We start from the raw sequence: 19075 nt of genomic DNA on the forward strand, positions 1-19075 counted from the left end.
GGGGCTTGGGGTTCTGATTCAAGCCTCGGCAGCAGTGCCACGGCGTTTCTGTCGTTCGGACTCCAGCCAGAGCACCAGCGCCAGCAGGCTGCCACCCGCTATCAGCAAACTCATCAGCCAGCCCAGCGTCTCGGCGATCTGGGTGAAAAACAGCGTGTAGAGCTGGATGATGAAGAAGGTGGAGCCATAGCCCACCAACATGCCGAAACGCAAACGAATGCCCAGCGCCAGAACCCCCAGGCTGACCAGCGCCCAGAGCCCGTTGAACATCACCAGTTCGCCGGCATCGGCCAGGTGCCAGGGGCCATCGATCAACTCGTAGCTGCCAAACAGCGACAGCAGCCACAGCGACATTTCGCCGACGAACAAACCGCAGGAAATCCACACCTTGGCAAAGCCGGCATAACGCCTCAGCAACCCGGCCTCGCAGCGCAAATGCACCACGCCCGCGGCGATCAACGCGACCGCAGCGCCGAGAAAGCGCAGCGGGTAATTCATGCCGAACCAGTAGGCGCCCCAGCCGGACAGATAGCCGCTGCGACCGCCAAACCAGACAAAGAACAACACGCTGCACAACGTCAACAGCAAGACGTTGTTAAGGGCATAACTGAGCGCCAGCAGTATCAGCAGATCGACCAGCAGCAGCGCCGGCCAGTTGCCCGAACCGTCCGAATAGATCATGCCCAGCACGAAACTGGTGCCGATCAAGGCAAAGCCGCCGAGCAACTCAAGCGTGCCTCCCAGGAGTTTCAGTGGCTTGCCGATCAGCCAGCGCCCGCCAACAAACAGCCCCAGGGTTACCAGCGCCAGGCCGACGGCCAGTTTTGGCAAGGTGAATTCCAGGTGTTCGCGCAGAAACAGCAGCAACCCCGCCGCCAGGCTGATTGCGCCAAAGGTCAGGAACCAGCGGCCCAGCGATCGCCAGTCCCAGCGCGTCTGCACATAGAGTTCGCCAATCCGTGCGTGCTCGCTGATGCCGATCTGGCCGTCTCGCAGCCATTGATCCAGCGCCTTGTGGACCTGTTGATTGCGCTGATCCGGGCTCATTGTGAGGCTCCCTTGAGGTTCAGGGCCAGGCGTTCAAACCACCAGCCCAGTAGAAGGCCGATCAGCCCGCCCACCGAGAAAAACATCGCAGCGCTCAAGCGGTCCCATGAGTACTCATAAAAGCGGGTGTACAGGTCGATGCCCAGGAACACCACGGCGAAACCGGTAAAGCTCGGATGCTTGAATCGCGCACCTATTACCAGTTGTCCGATGGCCACCAGGGTAAACAGCAAGGTCCATACACGCGGGTCGTGGTTCAGATCTTCCAGGCTGAGAAACCACAGGGAGCAATTGAGGTAGAGCAACCCAAAGATCACATACAGCCGGCCAAACCCGCAGAAGCGGCGCAACGTGCGCTCCTCGGCCAGTTGATGGCCTAAACCCAAGGCCGCCGCGAGGGCGGCAATGACGGCCATCGAACGCGGGTCCTGGATGTCGAAAAAATAACTGCCGTGCCCGGCATAGCGCCCCCAGGCCCCCAACCCATGGAACGTGCACAACAGTCCCAGCAGCAGTGGCCAGCGCAGACGATAACGGTAGGCGGTGAGGACGCTCAGCACGGCTGTGACCAGCATCGCCAGCGGCACGCTGCCAAACTCAACATCGTCATTGCTTGAAGCACCCAGCAACAGGCTGGCGCCGATGAGGATCAGGCCGATGGTCAGGATCGCCACACCGGTGACCGGCGTCCTCTGGGCCGGATCACGGGCCAGACGCACACCGCCCCACCACAAGCCGGCTCCGGCTAAGAAGAACAGCACGGCCCCGACCATCACCGACTGGCTAAGCAGGCTCATGCCCCCCAGCACCGCCATGCCGATCAGCAGGACCGCCCCGATTCCCAGCCATTGCAATACGCTGGACAACAGGTGGCCGGGCTGCTCATACGGAGCACTCAACCGCTTCCGAGCGTCGGCATCGATCAGGCCACGGTGATGCCAGTCGGCAATTTCGTGAACCAACAGCTGCTTGGTTGTTTTTCTCATGGTGTCCAGAGGTCGGTGGTGGGAAAAGATCAAAGGGCGTACAGCGCATTGACGCCATTTTGAACGCGAGGCGTCACGTTTCGGCACTGAAGCATAGTCAAACTCTGCGCTGCCGAGGGCGGGTTCTTTTCAGCAGCACGCCAGCCGGCGATACCCAGGGTCAAACGATATCGTCGATCAGGATATGGCGGCTGGCCTGGCTGCACGTTTCGATCCGCGCCTTGACCTTGTAGACCTCACGCAGCATCTGCACGGTGATCACCTCATGGCTGGGGCCACTGCCCTGGGCGCGGCCATTGGCGATGACCAGGACCTGGTCGGCGAAACGCAGGGCCTGGTTCAGGTCGTGGATGGCAATGAACACGATGACTTCCCGTCGCCTGGCCAGTGAGCGCATGAAGTTCAGCACCTGCACCTGGCGGTGCATGTCCAGCGCGCTGGTGGGTTCGTCCATCAACAGGATTTCCGGCTCGCGCACCAGGGTCTGCGCAATCGACACCAGTTGCTGCTGGCCGCCGCTGAGTTCGCCGAGGTTGCGAAAGGACAACTCGGTGATCCCCAAGGCACCGAGGATCTGGTCAACCAGCCTCAATTCATCGTCGTGGGTCACCCAGCCGGGGGAGAGTTGCTTGCGCGCCAGCAGCACCGACTCATAGACGGTCAGGCGCGCGCTGGCATTCAGGCCCTGGGGCATGTAGCTGATCCCTTGCAGGCCTTTTTTCGAGTCCTGCAAGTTGACCCGTCCCGGTCCGTCGATCAGCCCGGCCATGCGCTTGAACAGCGTGGACTTGCCGGCGGCGTTGGGACCGACCACGGCGACCACCTGGCCGCCGAGAAAGGTCGAGGTGGTCACGCTGGAAAGGATCTCCTGCTGGCCGTAACGGGCGCCCAGGTTCTCCAGTTGAAGCTTCACCATGAGTTTTTCTTCCCGTTGAGGATCAGAGAGATGAAGAACGGCACGCCGATCAACGAAGTGACCACGCCGATGGGGAATATCGCGCCTGGAATCAGGGTCTTGCTGAGCACCGAACTGGCCGACAGGATCAGTGCGCCGGTGATCAGTGAAGCCGGCAGGAAGAACCGCTGATCCTCGCCGATCAGCATCCGCGCAATGTGCGGCCCGACCAGCCCGATAAAGCCGATGGTGCCGACAAAGGCCACGGGGAACGAGGCCAGCAGGCTGACCATGATCAGGGTCTGGAAGCGCAGGCGCTTGACGTTGATGCCGAAGCTGGCGGCCTTGTCATCCCCCAGGCGCAGGGCGGTCATGGCCCAGACGCGTTTGGCGAAGATCGGCAAGGTGATCAGGATCACCAGGCAGACCACCCCCAGTTTTGGCCAGGTCGCCTTGGTCAGGCTGCCCATGGTCCAGAACACCACCGCCGCGACCGCTTGCTCGGTGGCGAAGAACTGCACCAGCGCCAACAGGGCGTTGAAGGTGAAGACCAGGGCGATGCCCAGCAGCACGATGGTTTCGGCGGTGACACCGCGGCGCAGGCTCAGCAGGTGGATCAGCAGCGCACAGAGCATCGCCATGATGAAGGCGTTGAACGGCACCATGTATTGCACCGCAAACGGGAACAGCGCGACGCCAAACGCCAGGCCCATGGCCGCTCCGAAACTGGCGGCCGCGGAAATGCCCAGGGTGAAGGGACTGGCCAGCGGATTGTTGAGGATCGTCTGCATCTGCGCGCCGGCCAGGGACAACGCCGCCCCGACCGCCACGGCCATCAGGGCCACCGGCAAGCGGATCTCCCACATCACCACCCGCACTTGCGCCGGCGCGCTATCCGGTGACAACAGTGCCCCCAATACTTCGCCCAGGCTGTAGCTCGCCGGCCCCAACGCCAGGTCGAGCAGTACGCTGAGCACCAGCAGTGTCGTGAGCCCGGCGAGAATCAGCCGCTTGCGCAGCACCAGTTGGCGGTAGGTATCGCGCTGCAGGATCTGTGTTTCACCCAGGGAGCTCATGGCTTGGCCTCCGTGGACTTGAGGCTGACGAAGTAGCCCGGTTCGTAGGGAACCGGCAGGAAGCGTTCATGCAGTTCGCGAAACGACGCATCGGGATCGAGATCGGCAAACAGCGTCGGGTGGAACCATTTGGCCAACTGCTGGATGGCCACGAACTGATAGGGACTGTTGTAGAACTGGTGCCAGATGGCATGGAAGGCCTGGTCCTGCTGCGCCTTGATCCCGGCATAGGCCGGGCGTTGGGTGTACCAGGCCAGTTTCTGCCGGGCCTTTGAAAGATCCGCGCCAGGGCCCACGCCGACCCAGCGACCCCCCGGGGCAAAGGCTTCCCAGTTGGCGCTGGTGACGACCACCTGGTCCGGGTTGGCGACAATCACCTGTTCCGGATTCAGTTGTCCGAACGTGCTGGGGATGATGCTCCTGGCGATGTTGTTGCCACCGGCCATTTCGACGAAACGCCCGAAGTTCTCGTTGCCGAAACTCAGGCAGCAATCCTCGGTGTAGCCGCCGATGCGCTCGATAAACACATTCGGGCGCGCGGGCTGGCGTGCCTCGATCACATCGGTGACCCGGCGGATCTGCCGATTGCTAAAGTCGATAAAGGCCTCGGCGCGCTCTTCCTTGCCAAACAGCTTGCCGAACAGGCGCATGGTCGGTTCGGTGTTTTTCATCGGGTTGTTGCGAAAGTCGACATACACCACCGGAATGCCCAGCGCGTCGAGTTTCTCGATATACCGGGCGTCCTCGGTGGCGTGCTGCGCCTCGCTATTGAGGATGATCACGTCCGGTTGCAGGGCGATCGCCTGTTCGATGTCGAAGGTGCCGCTTTCGAAGCCGCCGAAGGTCGGAATCTTGGCGATGGCGGGGAATTTGCGCAGGTAGGCGCCGTAGGTGTCCGGGTCGGACTGGATCAGGTCCTTGCGCCAGCTCACGATGCGCTCGAGGGGATTCTGGGTATCCAGCGCGGCTACCAGGTACAACTGGCGGCCTTCGCCGAGAATCACCCGCCTGACGGGGATATGGACCTTGACCTTGCGTCCCTGCAGGTCGGTCACCGTGACCCGGGCCGGGTCCTGCTCGGTCGCGACGGCATTACGCGGTGCCAGTGCGGACCATAGCGTCATGCCCAGCAGGCCGGCCAGGAGCAGGGCGGTGAGCGCGTGGCCGCGTCGTTGAACGGATGCCATGATTGATGCCTTTGTTGAGGTCAGCCCAGGCAACGGCCCAGGCCGCTGCCCGAGGCTGAACGTTTCAGAAATCGACGGTGGCCGACAGTTGCAGGGTGCGTGGCGAGCCTTGGGAGAACGCCCCGTAGGACGCGACGCCGGACCAGTACTCACGATCGAAGACGTTCTGCACCGTGGCCCGGAACGTGGTCGGACGCTCGGCGATCCGGGTGCTGTAGCGTGCGCCCACGTCGAAGCGGGTCCACGGATCGAGTTTCTGGGTGTTGGCCTGGTCCACGTACTGGCTGCTGGTGTAGATCGCGCCGCTGGTCAGGGTCAGGCCTTCAATCCAGGGCGTGTCCCATTCGGCCCAGAGATTGGCCTGCACATCGGGCACCCCCACCGGTGTGTTGCCGCGATTGGCGACCACGCTGGTCTTGGTCATCTCGGCATCGAGGAAGGTGACGCCACCGAGCAGGCGGGTGCCCTCGGCGATCTCGCCGAACACGTTCAGCTCTACGCCACGGTTGCGCTGTTCGCCCTGCACCGAGAACACCCCCGAGGCCAGTTCGCCGCTGGGTTTCTTGATCTGGAACAGGCTGAGGGTCGAGGTGAAGGTGCCGTAGTCGACCTTGATCCCGACTTCCTGCTGGCGAGAGATGTAGGGCGCAAAGATCTCACCCGAGTTCGAGGCCGTGGCCGGGGCGATGTCGCCTTTGCTCAGGCCCTCGATGTAGTTGTAGTAGAGCGACACATGCTCCCAGGGCTTGACCACCACGCCGAACAAGGGCGTGGTTTTGCTTTTGTCATAGGATGAGGTGACGGTGCCGGCCGTGTTGTAGTTGTTGGAGTGGATGTTCTGTTCGCGCAGACCGAAGGTGACCTGCAAGCGCTCGTCCATCATCGACAGGGTGTCGGCCAGGGCCGCGCCGGACAGTTCCGTCGCGGACACTTTCAGCACATCCGGCGTCGCGATGAGGGGCTTCGGGCGGTCGATCGGGTGGTAGAGGTTCGACAGCACCGGCGCGCCGGTGATGATCCCCCGCGACAGCTCGTCCTGGTAATGGGTCACTTGAAACGTGGCACTGTGGCTGATAGGGCCGGTGTCGAAGCGCAGGCGGGCGCCGGCATCCACGGTGTAGCGTTCGACTTCGAATTTGTAATAACCGGGGGTTGAAGTGGTGTCCCCGGCGTCGTTGAGAATGGTCGGCGTCTGGTCGGACAGGCGCGCCACGTCCGACTTGCCGCCGCCGGCATGGGCGAACACCGTGAGGGCGTCGTTCATATCGTATTCGGCACCGAGCAAGGCGGCCTTGTCGCGGGTTGTCGTCCAACTCCAGTCCTGGGTGACGTTGATACGACCGTCGGCGGCGGAGGGAACCTTCACGCCGGACTTGATCAGGAAGGGCCGCGAGGGCGCATCGAACTCTTCTTGCTGGCTGATCAGGTCCAGGGTCGTGCGCAGGCGTTCGCCCCGGTAATCCAGGGAGATAGCGCCGATGTCCACGTCCCGCGACTGCTTGTCGATGGCGGTGTCGCCTTGCTGGGTGCTGCCGTTGATGCGGATGCCGAACTGGCGCTCCTCGCCAAAGCGCCGGCTGATGTCGACATGCCCGCCGACCTGGGTGTTCATGGCGTAGCTGGCGGTGAAGCGGGTCAGGTCTTCGTCGAGGGAGCGCTTGGGCACCACGTTGATCACCCCGCCGACCCCGCTGTTGGGCGACATGCCGTAGAGCAGGGCGCCCGGTCCCTTGATCACCTCGACGCGTTCGGCGTACTCGGTGAACACCCGGTAGTTGGGGGCCACGCCGTACACGCCGTCGAAGGCCAGTTCGCCCAGGTTGCCTTCGCCGACCGGGAAGCCGCGAATGAAGAACGAGTCGACCACGCCGCCGGTCTGGCCGGTGGAGCGTACCGAGGAGTCGCGCTCCAGCACGTCGGCCACGGTGACGGCCTGTTGATCCTTGATCAGGGTCGAGGTGTAGTTGCTGACGCTGAACGGCACGTCCATCACATCCTTGTTGCCCATCAGCCCGAGTCGTCCGCCACGGGCCACCTGGCCGCCGGCGTACACCGACGGCAGTTCGTCCGGGCGCGCCTGGGTGGCGTTGATGGTGGTTTCGGCCAGGGTCAGGCCGCCGGTGCTGTCGGTCGGGCGTGGTGCCAGGCTGTAGCTGCCATCAGTGCGTGAAACGATCTCCAGGCCGCTGCCGGCCAGCAGCCGGCTCATGGCTTCCTGGGTCGAATAGGACCCCGAAAGCCCGGGACTGGCCAGCCCCTCGGTCAGCGACGGCTGGAACGACAGCGCAATGCCGGACTCCGCGGCAAACCGCGACAAGGTCGCCCCCAGCGGTCCGGGCGCAATGTTGAAGCTGCGCACAGCGGTCGAGTCCAGCTGCGCCGGGGCGGCTGCCATGGCGATGGGAGTCGCGACGCTGGTCAGGGCAAGGCTGAGGAGTGCGCTGCGGACAGCCAGTTTCAAGGAGCGGTCCGGACGCGGAGATCGTGCAGCGAGCATAGAGTGGTGACCCTTTCGGTAAGGTAAAGAACTGCTTTCCTCCCTAGCCAGCCGAGATCGAAAAAAGTATCACTCGCGTTTGGATATTTTTTACTCGGGGCTTTTCAATACGCTTCAGGCGGGGGAGAGCGTCACCCAGTAACCGTTCAAATGCCGGGTGGCGGTAATCGGGTAGGTTTGCACCAGCATGCCGAGGGTGCGTTGGCTGTCGCTGATGGGGAAGGCACCGGAGATGCGCAGGTCGGCAATCGCCGGATCGCAGCGCACGAAGCCTTTTCGATAGCGCGCCAACTCGGCGACGAAGTCGGCCAGGCGCAGGTTATCGGCCATCAGCATGCCTTGGGTCCAGGCACTGGCGGAGCTGTCCGCCGGGACCACCTGGCCAAAGGCCCTCGACGAAAAATCGGTTCGTTGCCCGGCATTGACGATCAATGGGGCAACGCTGCTGTCCTGGGGCAGTTCGACCCTGACGGCGCCTTCCAATACCGAAAGCCGGGTATGGCCGGGTAATTCACGAACGGTAAAGCGCGTACCCAGTGCCTGTATCCGTCCCTGGAGGGTGCTGACCAGAAACGGTCGGGCCTGGGGTGACACATCCGGTGCGGTCTGCACCAGGATTTCGCCTTCGCGCAGTTTGACCAGGCGCTGCCTGGCGTCGAACAGGACATCGATGGCGCTGTCGGTGTTCAGGGTGATCCGCGAGCCATCGGCCAGGGTCAATTCACGGCGTTGACCCACGGCGCTGCGGTAGTCGGCGGTCCATTGCTGCGACTCCAGCAGGTTCAAGCCGCCCCAGCCGACGGGCAATACCGCCAGGATCGTCGCCAGTTTGGCCAGGGCGCCGCGCCTGCCGGGATTGCTGGGGCGATCCAGGGCCGACAGCGCCAGCGAGCGCGGCAGCCCGCCGAGCTTGCTTTGCAGGCTCTGCGCCCGGGCCCAGGCGCGATGGCGCTCGGGGCTGCTGCCGCTCCAGCGTTCCAGTTCGGCGCGTTGGGCGGCGCTGAAGTCGCTTTCGCCCAGGCGCATCAGCCACTCGGCGGCCTCTTCCAGGGCCTGGGGATCGATCGGCGCGTCACTGCGACGGATCGGCATTCAGTCCACCAGCATTAGGCAACGCACGAAGGCCTGCTTCATGTAGCGCTTGACGGTAATCAGCGAGACCCCCAGTTGCCCGGCGATGTCCTCGTATTTCAGGCCGCCGATCTGCGACAGCAGGAAGCAGCGCTTGACCAGGGGCGGGAGGGCATCGAGCATGGCGTCGATTTCGTGCAGGGTTTCCAGCACCATCAGGCGCAGTTCGGGCGCGGGCACTTCGGGGGCCGGCAGCAGCGCCAGGGCGTCGAGGTAGGCGCGCTCGAGCGCCTTGCGCTGATACCAGTTGACGAGAATGCCCTTGGCCACGCAACTGAGGTAGGCCCTGGGCTGCTCGATCACCGCCACCTTGGAGGCGAGGATGCGGGTGAAGGTGTCCTGCGCCAGGTCGGCGGCATCCATGGCGTTACCCAACTTCTTGCGCAGCGTGGCGTACAGCCAGCCGTGATGCCCGCTGTACAGGGCTTCGATCATGCGCAGATGATTGGTGTGGGTCGCGGGAAGGGTAGCGCTCATGGTTGAGTGATTGTTTTGCGATTGAGAAGTGTTCGCAATTCTAGTTTGCTGTGTACCTTCAACGCAAGGGGTAGTTGCCGGGCTCAGCCTTGGGGCATGCGCAATAACGCCTCGATCAGTGTGTCGATTTCGCTTTCGGTGTTGTAGGCATGCACCGAAGCACGGCTGACTTCCTGCAAGCCTCGTTGCTGCATATCCAGCAGGGTCGAGCGGACCGTCGAAGTGCTGACATTGATCCGTTTGGCCTGTCCCGCCAGCCACTGCTGCACCTGCGCGGCACTGCTGCCTTGGCGGGTAAAGGTGACGATACCGGATTTGACCGCTCCCAGGTCCTGGGGCGTGATGCCGGGGACCTCGCCCAGTCGCCCGCGCAGATAGCCCGCCAACTGCTGGATACGCTGCCACATCGGCTCCATACCCTGGGCTAGCGTGTAATCTGCCGCCGCCCCAAGACCCAGCTTCGCCGCCACATTGCACTCCCAGTTTTCAAAGCGTCGGGCATCGGCGCGAATTTCGAAGCTTTGCGGGGTCAACAGCGACGCGGCGTGCAGGTCGAGAAAGGCCGGCTCCAGATTCTGGCACAGGCCTTTTTCGACGTAGAGAAAGCCCATGCCCCGAGGCCCGCGCAGGTATTTGCGGCTGGTCGCCGCGAGCAGGTGGCAACCGATCTTCTGCACGTCGATCGGCATCTGCCCGACAGCCTGGCAGGCGTCGAGCAGAAACAGTACGCCCGCGGCCCGGGCCAGGGCGCCAATCTGTTCGATCGGCTGGACCGGGCCGCCGTTGGTGGCGATTGCCGGCAGCGACACCAGGGCCACGCGCTTATCGCCGAGCATGTCCTGCAGGGCCGTCAGTGAGACCTGGCCCTGTTCATCGTTGGGGATGATGCGGATTTCGATACCACGGCGCTGCTGCAGTTGCAGGTAGGGAATATAGTTGCCGGCGTATTCGGTGGTCGAGGTCAGCACCACGTCCCCGGGGCCCAGCGGCAGCGAATAGAAGGCCATGTCCCAGGCGCGGGTGGCGTTCTCGATCACCGCGATTTCGTCCGGTTGGGCATTGATCAGTCGGCCGATGGATGCGTAGACATTTTCCAATTCGACCGTCCGCTCAGCCGCCGCCTCATAGCCGCCCAGGCGCGTCTCGAGTTCGAGGTGCCCGGTGACGGCCTGGATCACCGGCGCCGGCATCAGCGCGGCCCCGGCGTTGTTGAAGTGAATCAGCCGTTCGACAGCCGCGGTATCGGCACGCAGTTGCTCAATGTTCAAAAAGACTCCTCCTTGTTCAGTCGCCACGGGTGGGCTGGCCCGCCGGCATGACCATTGGCCGGTAACGCAGGGCGACAATGGGCACCAAGGCTACCGCGTAGACTAGGCAGACGAACAGATAGGTATATTGCAAGCCATAGACCTGGCTCAGCAAACCACCGGCCGAGATCCCGGCAATCGAGGCAAATTGCGCGGTACTTTGCGCAATCCCCAGCACATGGCCCTGCCGGGAGCTGTCGGCGGTTTTCGAGATCAGCGCCATGAGCACCGGTGTCGTCGCCCCCAGCAGCACGCCCCAGATGAAGTAGGCGACGACAAACACCGCGGGGGTCCGCGTGAGGCCGGCGACGGCGGTCAGGCCGATACAGCCGATGACCACGAAGGTGATGCGCTGCAGGGTGTCCTGTTGGGTGCGGTGTTCGAAGTAGCGCGACCAGTGCGTCGCCGACAGGATGAAGCCCAGGGCCAGCAACCCGTAGCACAGGCCGACCACCGAATTGCTGACCTCGAACACCGAGCTGACATACAGCGAAAACGAGGTCTGCGGCAGCATCCGCGCCAGCAGCAGGATGCCCATGACGCCGAGCAACGAAAGCAGCGGCGTACCTTGCCAGAGACCCTGGGCGCTATGGGTTGCCGTGGTGCTTTCTGCTGCGGGGGCTTTCTTCACCGGCGGCACATTCGGCAGGGTTACGGCTGCCACCACGGTGCAGACGGCGCAGAGGGCCGAGGCACTGATATTGATCCAGAAGAAGGTGGCGTGGTCGAGAATCAACCCGCCGACCACGGCGCCGAGCAACGAGCCGACGTTGGTCGATATCTGCAGGATGGCGAACAGCCGTGCCCGCCGCGCAGGTGCCTCGATACTGACCCCGTAGGCCTGGGCCGGGGCAATGTACCCGGCGAAGGCGCCTTGCAGGAAGCGCAATACCAGGATCACCCAGATATCGCTGAAGAGTGCCAGCCCAAGCTGGGTCAAGGACAAACCGGCCAAGGCGCGGATCATCATCAACTTGTGGCCGTAGCGGTCGCCGATACGACCCCAGAAGGCGCTGGTCAGCATAATGCCGAGCATCGGGCCGACATAGACCGCGATGCTGGCGAAGCTGAACACCGATTCCGATGCGGTCAGCCCACGCAGGTGGACGGGCCAGAAGGGCCCGCTCATTTCCATCGCCCCCATGGAGATCAATTGGATGGCGAACAGAAGATAGATCAGGATTCTTACGGACGAACCCTGGAGAGCACCTGCATGGGACATGAATCAACCTCTGTGGTTAAACGGCGTTAAGCGGATTGGTCAGGGTGTGCTGCACTCGATAGTTGCTGTACTGCATCAAGTGCATGCGCAGCAACGACCGGGTTGGCCAGGGATCCTCAATGAACGCCTTGCGCTCGACTTCCCACAGCGCCGGCGCCACCCGCTCGCGCACGGCCGCGAAGGCCCGTTCGGTTTCTTCGCGCAGCACCTGCCACAGCCGTGTGTTGCCCAGGGCGTATTCCTGGGTCAGCCACAGGGCCATTTCGTGCAGGTGGGTCAGGAACGCCGCACTCAGCACGAACATGCGCACCGGTTCGATATCGTCGACGAAAACCGTCGGCAGGATGCCCGGTTGGACATGGGGTTGCAGGGTGTAGCCGCGTTCCTCCAGCAGTGGAGCATAGGTCCTGCCGTCGCCGAAATCGCGGATCAGCAGGCTACTGGCTTTGCCGTCGGGAGAGAACAGCACCATGCTGTTCTGTTGATGGGCCTCGAGTCCGATGCCGTACAACAGATAGATCGCCACCACCGGTTGAGTGACCACCTTGGCGTACTGGCGGAACCAGGTTTCGACATGGACGGCGCTCGCTCGTACACCGTCACGCTCGATCAGGTCGGTGAACAGCGGCCGGCCATTTCCGGGCAAGCGGGTGAACAGCGAAGCCACGGTGATCGGCAGGCACCCGTCGTTGCGCTCGAAGGCTTGTCGGCTGGCGCGATAGACCACCGACAGGTGCCGCCCCGGTGCATCGTCCTGGGTGATCGCGTTTTTGTAACGCACGCCGATTTCTTCGGGAAAGATTTCCAGGCCCCGGTCGAAGCCGTTTTCGGCCTCCAGGATCCGGGTGATCACCGTGCTGATGCGCGGCCCCATGTGAATCGACTTGGCCTGCAGGCTGCGCATCTCGCTGGTCATCCACAGGGCGATGGGTAATTTGATCAGCGGTGCGCTGTCGTTCAGCACCGGCATCATCGTCCGATAGGACATGGTCGGCAGCGTCTGGATATCGGGGCCATCGGTGATCAGGATGCCTGCTTCGATTTCCGCGGCGAAGGTCTTGAGCACGTAGGCTTGCAAGTGCCAGGCATGGATGGGCAGCGGCAACCAGTCGAGCTCGTTCAAGCCCTTGGCCTGGAGCGAGGCCTTCCATTGCTCCCATTGCGCCGGGAAGTTGCTGGCAAACCAGGCGTGATAGCTGGTCACATGGGGCATGCTTTCGCTTTTCGCCATGTCGGCGCGCAACGCAGCGATGCGCAGCGGTACCTGGGCGTTGAACTCGGGGGACAGTTGCGCGACTTCGGCATCGGTCAGGCCCGGGCGGGATTTCCAGGTCGGGTAATACGGATGGCCTTCCAGCGAGCCCCACTGGTCCAGCAGGATGGCCGCGTCCTTGGTGCTGGCGTGCTGGCGAAGGTAGTCGGTGAAGCTGTCGAGCCCGTGGCTGCGGGTGGCCTCGGCCAGTCGCGCGTTCCACTGCTGGTGGTACTGACGGGCATGGGCATCGTTGGTCAGGCTGTTTTCCATGTCCGCCTTGAGCCCCTCGACACCGTCGTCCGAGGGTTCGAAATCGAAGCTGTCACGCAGCACGTCCAGCAGGTCCTGGTGGGTGTGGATCGGCTGGCGAACGCCTTCCTCGGTCAGCAACACCACGTCACCGTCGTTGACCAGGGTATCGGCCGGCCCCAGGGCAATATCGGAGAAAAACAGATGGGCGCGGGCGTCTTTCAGGGGAAACGTCGCCTGGGTGCCTTCGGCGGAAAAATTCAGCGCCGAGCGGTCGAGAATGTTCTCGGCAAACAAGCAACGAATCAGTCGTCGCAAGGCATTTTTACGGGAGTAGGCGATCAGTGTCTTGAGGTCATCCATAGCTGCTATGTGCTCGTCGAAAGGTAAGGAGGAGGGGCTCAGGCCGTGCGCGGCCAGTGGCGCGGGAAGTAGTCCAGTGCCGAATCCCGTAGCCCTTGCATGTAGGAAACGCTCCAGTTGAGGACCTCCTCGATGTAAGGCACTTTCAGGTCGAAGCGCTTGGCCATTTCCACCAGCAGCACCAGGCCGTAGGCCACGTCCTCGTTGAAGGCGCGGCTTTCCCGTTCGATCACGTAGCCGGCGCGGTTGTCCGCCGGCACCATGGGCGCGAGGATGTCGTTGTAGGCCTGGTTGGAGCGCAGGATGGACAACATGCTGCTCGGGTCGCGGATCTGATCGCCGTAGGCCTCGACGATTTCCTGTTTCAAGGACTTCACCGAAGACAGGTCGACGCCCAGCCGCTGGCTGATCACCGCGCACAGGTCCTGGCTTTCCTGGTCCATGCGCTCGAGGAAGTACGCGCCCAGCTCGGGGCACTCGGTCCACCAGCACAGGGGGCGTGGGAAGATTTTCCGGTGCCATTGGCCATAAGGGCCGATCAGCCCGTAGATCACCGAGCTATGCATGATCGGATTGCCCGGTGTCAGGGTGATTTCCAGGTAGTTGTCGAGCATCGTCACGCAGGGGCCGTACAGCCGGGTCAGCAGTTGCTGCAGGTGCTGGCGCGAGGCGGCGGATTCCCGGGCGTGGGTGGCCACGTAGAGCTGGCTTTTGCCGCCGCCCATTTTGACCGACAGCCCGGGCTTGAGGTCGAACGCGGTGTGCGGGACATCCTTCATCCCCCAGATCACCAGGTTCGGCCGGTCGGCCAGGGTGGATTCCGCCAGCCAGTCGAAACCGCAGAACCCGGGAATGGCACCGATGTACACCGGTTTTTCGGTACTCAGGTGCGGCGCGATGGCCTGCAGGGTTTGCGCGCGGACGTGGGCCGGCACGGTGATGATGACGAGGTCGGCGTCCTCGACGGCGAGCCGGGCATCGCCGGTCACGCAATCCAGCCGGGCATTCAGCGTCGAGCCATCCGGCAACAGCGCCTGCATCGACCCCTGGCGGGCGTGTTGTTCGACCACCTCGGGGTTGTGGGTGAGCAGCGAGACCTGGACATCGGGCAGTTGCTTGAACAGGATGGCGTTGAGGTGCCCGGTCCTGCCACCGCCACAAATGGCGACTTTCAGCGGTTTCATCGAAAGGTGTTCCTGTGTCGAAGACGGATCATGCAACGCTCAGTTGCAGCGGCGTGGAGGCGGATTCCAGCCATTGGGTCTTGCCCAGCCAGGTATCCAGCTGGACGGCCACGCTCGGGTCGAGCAGGTCGCGTTCGGCCAGCCATTTTTCGTCGAACACGGTGTGCAGGTACTTTTCCCCGCCGTCGGCAATCGGTACCACGACGTTGCCGCTGAGCACCCCTTTATGGATCAGCTCCAGCGCCTTGAAGATCGCGCCACCGGTTGATCCCCCCACCAGCAACGCCATGTTCCTGGCGATGTAGCGTGCGGTTTCGAAGGCTTGGGCGTCGGTGACCTGGACGCCCAGGTCGATGCAGCTGTAGTCGAGCACCAGGCCCACGGTATCGCCGGCGGGGGTGCCGGTACCGGATTGGTAATACGGATAACCGGGGTGGCCGAAGACGATGGAACCGGCGGGCTCGACGCCAACCGTCACCGTGCTGGAGTTGTGCGATTTCAGTCCACGGGCGATACCGGTCATCGACCCGCCAGTGCCGACGCAACCCACGTAGGCCCCGACCTTGCCCCCGGCCTGGGCAATGGTTTCCCGGACGAAATCGCTGTAACCGCCGGCGTTGGCGGCATTGTCGGACTGGTTCATGAACACCGCGCCGGGAATCTGTTCGGCCAGTTCCGCCGCCAAGCGCTGGCGTTCGACCACCGCGACCTCATCCTCCCGGTAAGTGCCCGAGACATAGCGCACGTCCGCGCCCAGTGCCTTCATCACGGCAATCTTGTCCTGGGCGGCGTGGTGGTCGACCACGGCAATGAACTGCAAACCGAATTCGACAGCCGCCATGGCCAGGCCGATGCCGGTATTGCCCGAGGACGATTCGACCACCACGCCGCCGGGCTTCAGGCGCCCGGACTTGAGGGCGGCGAGCACCATGTTGCGGGCCATTCGGTCCTTGATACTACCGCCGGGGTTATTCTTCTCGATCTTGAGCAACAACCTGGCGTTCGTATCCGGAACAGCAAGGGCCAACATCGGCGTATTACCAATAAGGTCCGAGACTTTATTCAATATCATTTGAAGTGCTCCTTTCAGTAGTCAGGTGAAAACGCGTAGTGACCGTCCGTACAACAACTCGCCATCAGTCGCCGGGGCAGGGGATGGCGATGGAATTCGTTCTCCAACAAGTCCATCTGGTAGCCGGCGGTATTGGCATAGATCAATAAATCGCCGGCTTGAGGCGTTGTATTGAAATGGATCAAACGGTGGGTGATGACATCGTCTTCCAGGCAACTATGGCCGGCGATATAAGCTTGTATGGGTTTAGGCGCTGATACTGGCTGGGTGATCAGGATCGGATCGACAAGGTATTCCGATGAGAACCATGTTTCGCAGGCACTGAAACTACTGCCTTCGACAAACAGAACAGTCTTGTCGTTGGCCAGTTGTTTGATTCGGGTTATACGAAACACTGAGATCGCCGCTTGGTCGACCAGGCTTCGGCCGGGCTCCAGCGCCAACGTAATGTTCTGGTTTTTCAAGTAGTCAGCAATGGAACAGCCGGCCGAATGTTCGGCCTGGAGAAACAGTGTCAGCCACTGGCAGGCCGTTAGATGACTGCCATAAGGATAAAAAGAGTTGGGCACTCTCTGGTTGTGATAATGACTGGGCTGATTGGCGTTCTGTAAGAACTGGGCATAGGCCTGGGGGTCGATATAGCGTATTGGCAAGCCGCCGCCGATGTCGATGATCCCTGGGGTCAAGGCCATTTCCCGAGCCGCGTCGACGAATCCGCCGAGCTCGCGAAAGGCCTGTACCCGGGTTTCGACGTCATACCCGCCAAGATGAAAATGGAACCCTTCGAAGTGGATGATTTCGCTGAGTTCGGTCAGGCGTTGCAAGCAGGACAGCAGCTCGTCCGCGCCCATTCCAAAGCGGCTCGATGGGCAGCTCCTTGGCCTGTAGCGCAGTAGAACCCGGGCTTTGACGGGGGCCGACAGAGACTCGACCACGCTCTTCAGATGATCGAACTCCTCCTGGGAGTCGACGCAAATCAGCGCACCCTCGCGCACCAGCGCCCGGTGGAAGGCTGCGGTTTTGGCCGGCCCCGTGGCACACAGTCGCTCCGGCGGCGTACCGGCACGCAGCGCCGACTCCAGTTCGTAGAGGCTGGAAACATCGGTACCGATACCCGAGCCGGCGGCGGCGCCGAGCAGACTTTGCGACTTGTTGGCCTTGGCGCCATAGAAGATCGCATGGCGCACGCCAAATTGATTCAACACGGATTGGAAGGCGGCTACGTTGGCTTGAAATGCATGTGGCCATACCAGGTTCAAGGGCGAACCGTGTTGCGTCACCAGATCGATAAGTGTGTCCGGGGTATTGTGGAGAAAATCTGAAATAACCGGGTCAAGCAGTGGCGTCAGGAGTTCGGGGGTATGAACTTCAATTCGCTCTTTGAGTCGTGGCGCCATTGAAACAGGCATAGTTAACCTCTGGCATCGAAAACGTCGCCATTCATATTTCGACAACTAAATGTTGCCGACAAAAGTGATACTGCCTCTCGTCAGGTGCGAGAATTCAAACCGGTGGCGGAGGGGGCCAAACAGTATCGGATGACAAGGGAATGACACGGACGACAGTCATAGAGTGACAAAACAATTGCATGACAACCTCATTCCATGTGGTTTATGCGGGAATGGCGTCTAGCCATTAATTAATGACCCGCCGCACAGTTTCTAAAGTGCTAGCAGCTGACATCTAAAGGGCATCACTGCATAACACGTCTCGGAACATTTCCTGGATGTACGAGGAAACCTACGAACTGGTGAGAACGATATTGCTAATGTGAATGATTATCAAGTAGGATTTTCAAATATTTTGCGTAGGCCCCCCAGCGCCGGTGCGCCAAGCACGTTTTATTCGCGCCCTCATCACAAGCCATTGCAGGCCAAGGAGAGATTCAATGACAACTGATCGTCTCAGCACCACCGCCACGCTTCCCATCAGCTACCTGTTTGTTCCGGGCAATCGTCCCGAGCGTTTTGCCAAGGCCGTCGACGCCCGGCCCGACGCGATCATCCTGGACCTGGAGGACGCCGTTCACCCCGACAGCAAAGCGGCTTCCCGGGCGGCGATCTGGGTCTGGCAGGAGAAAACCCCGTTCACGGGCTGCCAGCGTTACATCCGGTTGAACGACGTCAACAGCCGCTTTTTCGCCCAGGACATGACGTGGCTCGGCGACATGCGCTACCCGGAGCGTTGCGCCGGCATTTTCCTGCCCAAGGCCGAGTGCCCCGAGACCTTGTCCCGGGTGGTCGAGCGGTTGCGGGCCTGGAATCCCGACTTGCAGATTGTCGCGATCATCGAGACCGCCAAGGGCCTGCAGCAGGTCGAAGCCATTGCCGGGATCCCAGGGGTGACGCGCCTGGCGTTCGGTTCACTGGATTTCTCCCAGGACATCGATTGCCGCCAGATACCGGAAGCCTTTCTCTTTGCCCGCAATCGCATCGTCCTGGCTTCGCGCGCGGCCTGTCTACCGGCACCGATCGACGGGGTGACGCCCGCGCTCAGCGACATGGCGGTGGTGGCGCGCGAGTCGCACGACGCACGGGCCCTGGGGTTTGGCGCCAAGCTGTGCATTCATCCCGCGCAATTGGACACCGTGCAGCGGGCCTTCCTGCCCGATGCCTGCTGAACCGACCGTCAACTCAGGAGATGCGCCATGGAAAACCGCCAGCCTTGTTTCGCCGAAGCGGCTACGCAGCAAGGGTACGACATCGTGTTGCGGCCTTTGGATGATGTGCGGCAGTCGGAACAGGTCGACCCCGGCAATGTGCAGCGGCTGCGTGAGTCGATCCTGCACACGGGCCAATGGCTCGAGCCGATCATTGTGGAGCGTTCGAAAGGGATCGTGATGGATGGCAATCACCGCCTCAACGCCGCGTTGCAACTGGGCTTGAAACGGGTGCCCTGCATTGAGCTCGATTACGCCGACCCGCGGGTGCGGGTGCGGCATTGGCAGACCGGGCAGGCGTTTGAAGTGACGCGGATTTTCACCACGATTGCGCGAGGGGAGATCTTTCCCTACAAGACCACCCGGCATGCCTTCGACCCGGCACTGCCGGTGGTCGCCATCCCTTTGGACAACCTGTATGGCTGAAGGCTGGCGCACATGCCAGGCCAAGGTGCTTCATGAGCACCT

At 62.2% G+C, this 19075-nt stretch carries 16 protein-coding genes; 2 read left to right on the forward strand and 14 right to left on the reverse strand.

Annotated features, from left to right (window positions below):
• Positions 1 to 18: 18 nt before the first annotated feature.
• The 14 genes from UCMB321_RS13320 to UCMB321_RS13385 all read right to left on the reverse strand — a co-directional run bounded on the left by UCMB321_RS13320 (position 19) and on the right by UCMB321_RS13385 (position 17357).
• Positions 19 to 1047, reverse strand: a complete 1029-nt coding sequence (locus tag UCMB321_RS13320; protein ID WP_040067431.1) for a hypothetical protein — start codon at positions 1045 to 1047, stop codon at positions 19 to 21.
• Positions 1044 to 2033: a DUF2157 domain-containing protein gene (locus UCMB321_RS13325; protein ID WP_040067434.1), complete on the reverse strand. Its 990-nt coding sequence runs from the start codon at positions 2031 to 2033 to the stop codon at positions 1044 to 1046. The genes UCMB321_RS13320 and UCMB321_RS13325 overlap by 4 nt, the downstream gene beginning before the upstream one ends.
• A gap of 160 nt (positions 2034 to 2193) precedes the next feature.
• The gene (locus UCMB321_RS13330; protein ID WP_040067435.1) at positions 2194 to 2949 is read right to left on the reverse strand and encodes an ABC transporter ATP-binding protein; all 756 of its coding nucleotides are present in this window, start codon (positions 2947 to 2949) and stop codon (positions 2194 to 2196) included.
• Positions 2943 to 4004: a FecCD family ABC transporter permease gene (locus UCMB321_RS13335; RefSeq protein ID WP_040067436.1), complete on the reverse strand. Its 1062-nt coding sequence runs from the start codon at positions 4002 to 4004 to the stop codon at positions 2943 to 2945. The genes UCMB321_RS13330 and UCMB321_RS13335 overlap by 7 nt, the downstream gene beginning before the upstream one ends.
• Positions 4001 to 5191, reverse strand: a complete 1191-nt coding sequence (locus tag UCMB321_RS13340) for an ABC transporter substrate-binding protein (protein ID WP_040067438.1) — start codon at positions 5189 to 5191, stop codon at positions 4001 to 4003. Before UCMB321_RS13340 ends, UCMB321_RS13335 begins: the two co-directional genes overlap by 4 nt.
• A 64-nt stretch (positions 5192 to 5255) precedes the next feature.
• Positions 5256 to 7688 (reverse strand): TonB-dependent receptor, encoded by a 2433-nt coding sequence (locus UCMB321_RS13345; protein WP_040067439.1) that lies wholly within the window; start codon positions 7686 to 7688, stop codon positions 5256 to 5258.
• Positions 7689 to 7802: 114 nt separating this feature from the next.
• Entirely contained in the window at positions 7803 to 8780 is a 978-nt protein-coding gene (locus UCMB321_RS13350; protein WP_040067441.1) for a FecR domain-containing protein, read from the reverse strand.
• Positions 8781 to 9296 carry a sigma-70 family RNA polymerase sigma factor gene (locus UCMB321_RS13355; protein ID WP_040067443.1) on the reverse strand — a complete coding sequence of 172 codons (516 nt, stop codon included), beginning with the start codon at positions 9294 to 9296 and terminating at the stop codon, positions 8781 to 8783.
• An 83-nt stretch (positions 9297 to 9379) separates the two neighbouring features.
• A complete protein-coding gene (locus UCMB321_RS13360) occupies positions 9380 to 10564 on the reverse strand; it encodes an aminotransferase class V-fold PLP-dependent enzyme (protein WP_040067445.1) in 1185 nt (394 codons plus the stop codon).
• A gap of 16 nt (positions 10565 to 10580) precedes the next feature.
• Positions 10581 to 11825 carry an MFS transporter gene (locus tag UCMB321_RS13365; RefSeq protein ID WP_040067447.1) on the reverse strand — a complete coding sequence of 415 codons (1245 nt, stop codon included), beginning with the start codon at positions 11823 to 11825 and terminating at the stop codon, positions 10581 to 10583.
• A gap of 16 nt (positions 11826 to 11841) precedes the next feature.
• Positions 11842 to 13692 carry an IucA/IucC family protein gene (locus UCMB321_RS13370; protein WP_040067449.1) on the reverse strand — a complete coding sequence of 617 codons (1851 nt, stop codon included), beginning with the start codon at positions 13690 to 13692 and terminating at the stop codon, positions 11842 to 11844.
• Positions 13693 to 13730: 38 nt separating this feature from the next.
• Complete coding sequence (locus UCMB321_RS13375) at positions 13731 to 14876, reverse strand: NAD/NADP-dependent octopine/nopaline dehydrogenase family protein (RefSeq protein ID WP_040067451.1); 1146 nt, start codon at positions 14874 to 14876, stop codon at positions 13731 to 13733.
• Between the two features lie 28 nt (positions 14877 to 14904).
• A complete protein-coding gene (locus UCMB321_RS13380) occupies positions 14905 to 15948 on the reverse strand; it encodes a PLP-dependent cysteine synthase family protein (protein ID WP_040067453.1) in 1044 nt (347 codons plus the stop codon).
• 14 nt (positions 15949 to 15962) lie between these two features.
• Positions 15963 to 17357 (reverse strand): Y4yA family PLP-dependent enzyme, encoded by a 1395-nt coding sequence (locus tag UCMB321_RS13385; RefSeq protein ID WP_052451174.1) that lies wholly within the window; start codon positions 17355 to 17357, stop codon positions 15963 to 15965.
• Between the two features lie 479 nt (positions 17358 to 17836).
• Here UCMB321_RS13385 and UCMB321_RS13390 point away from each other — a divergent pair, with 479 nt between their 5' ends.
• Positions 17837 to 18568, forward strand: coding sequence for an HpcH/HpaI aldolase/citrate lyase family protein (locus UCMB321_RS13390; RefSeq protein ID WP_052451175.1), 732 nt, complete (start codon positions 17837 to 17839; stop codon positions 18566 to 18568).
• Between the two features lie 27 nt (positions 18569 to 18595).
• Positions 18596 to 19033 (forward strand): ParB N-terminal domain-containing protein, encoded by a 438-nt coding sequence (locus UCMB321_RS13395; protein WP_052451176.1) that lies wholly within the window; start codon positions 18596 to 18598, stop codon positions 19031 to 19033.
• Positions 19034 to 19075: the final 42 nt, after the last annotated feature.

The organism is Pseudomonas batumici (genome assembly GCF_000820515.1).
GTDB lineage: Bacteria > Pseudomonadota > Gammaproteobacteria > Pseudomonadales > Pseudomonadaceae > Aquipseudomonas > Aquipseudomonas batumici.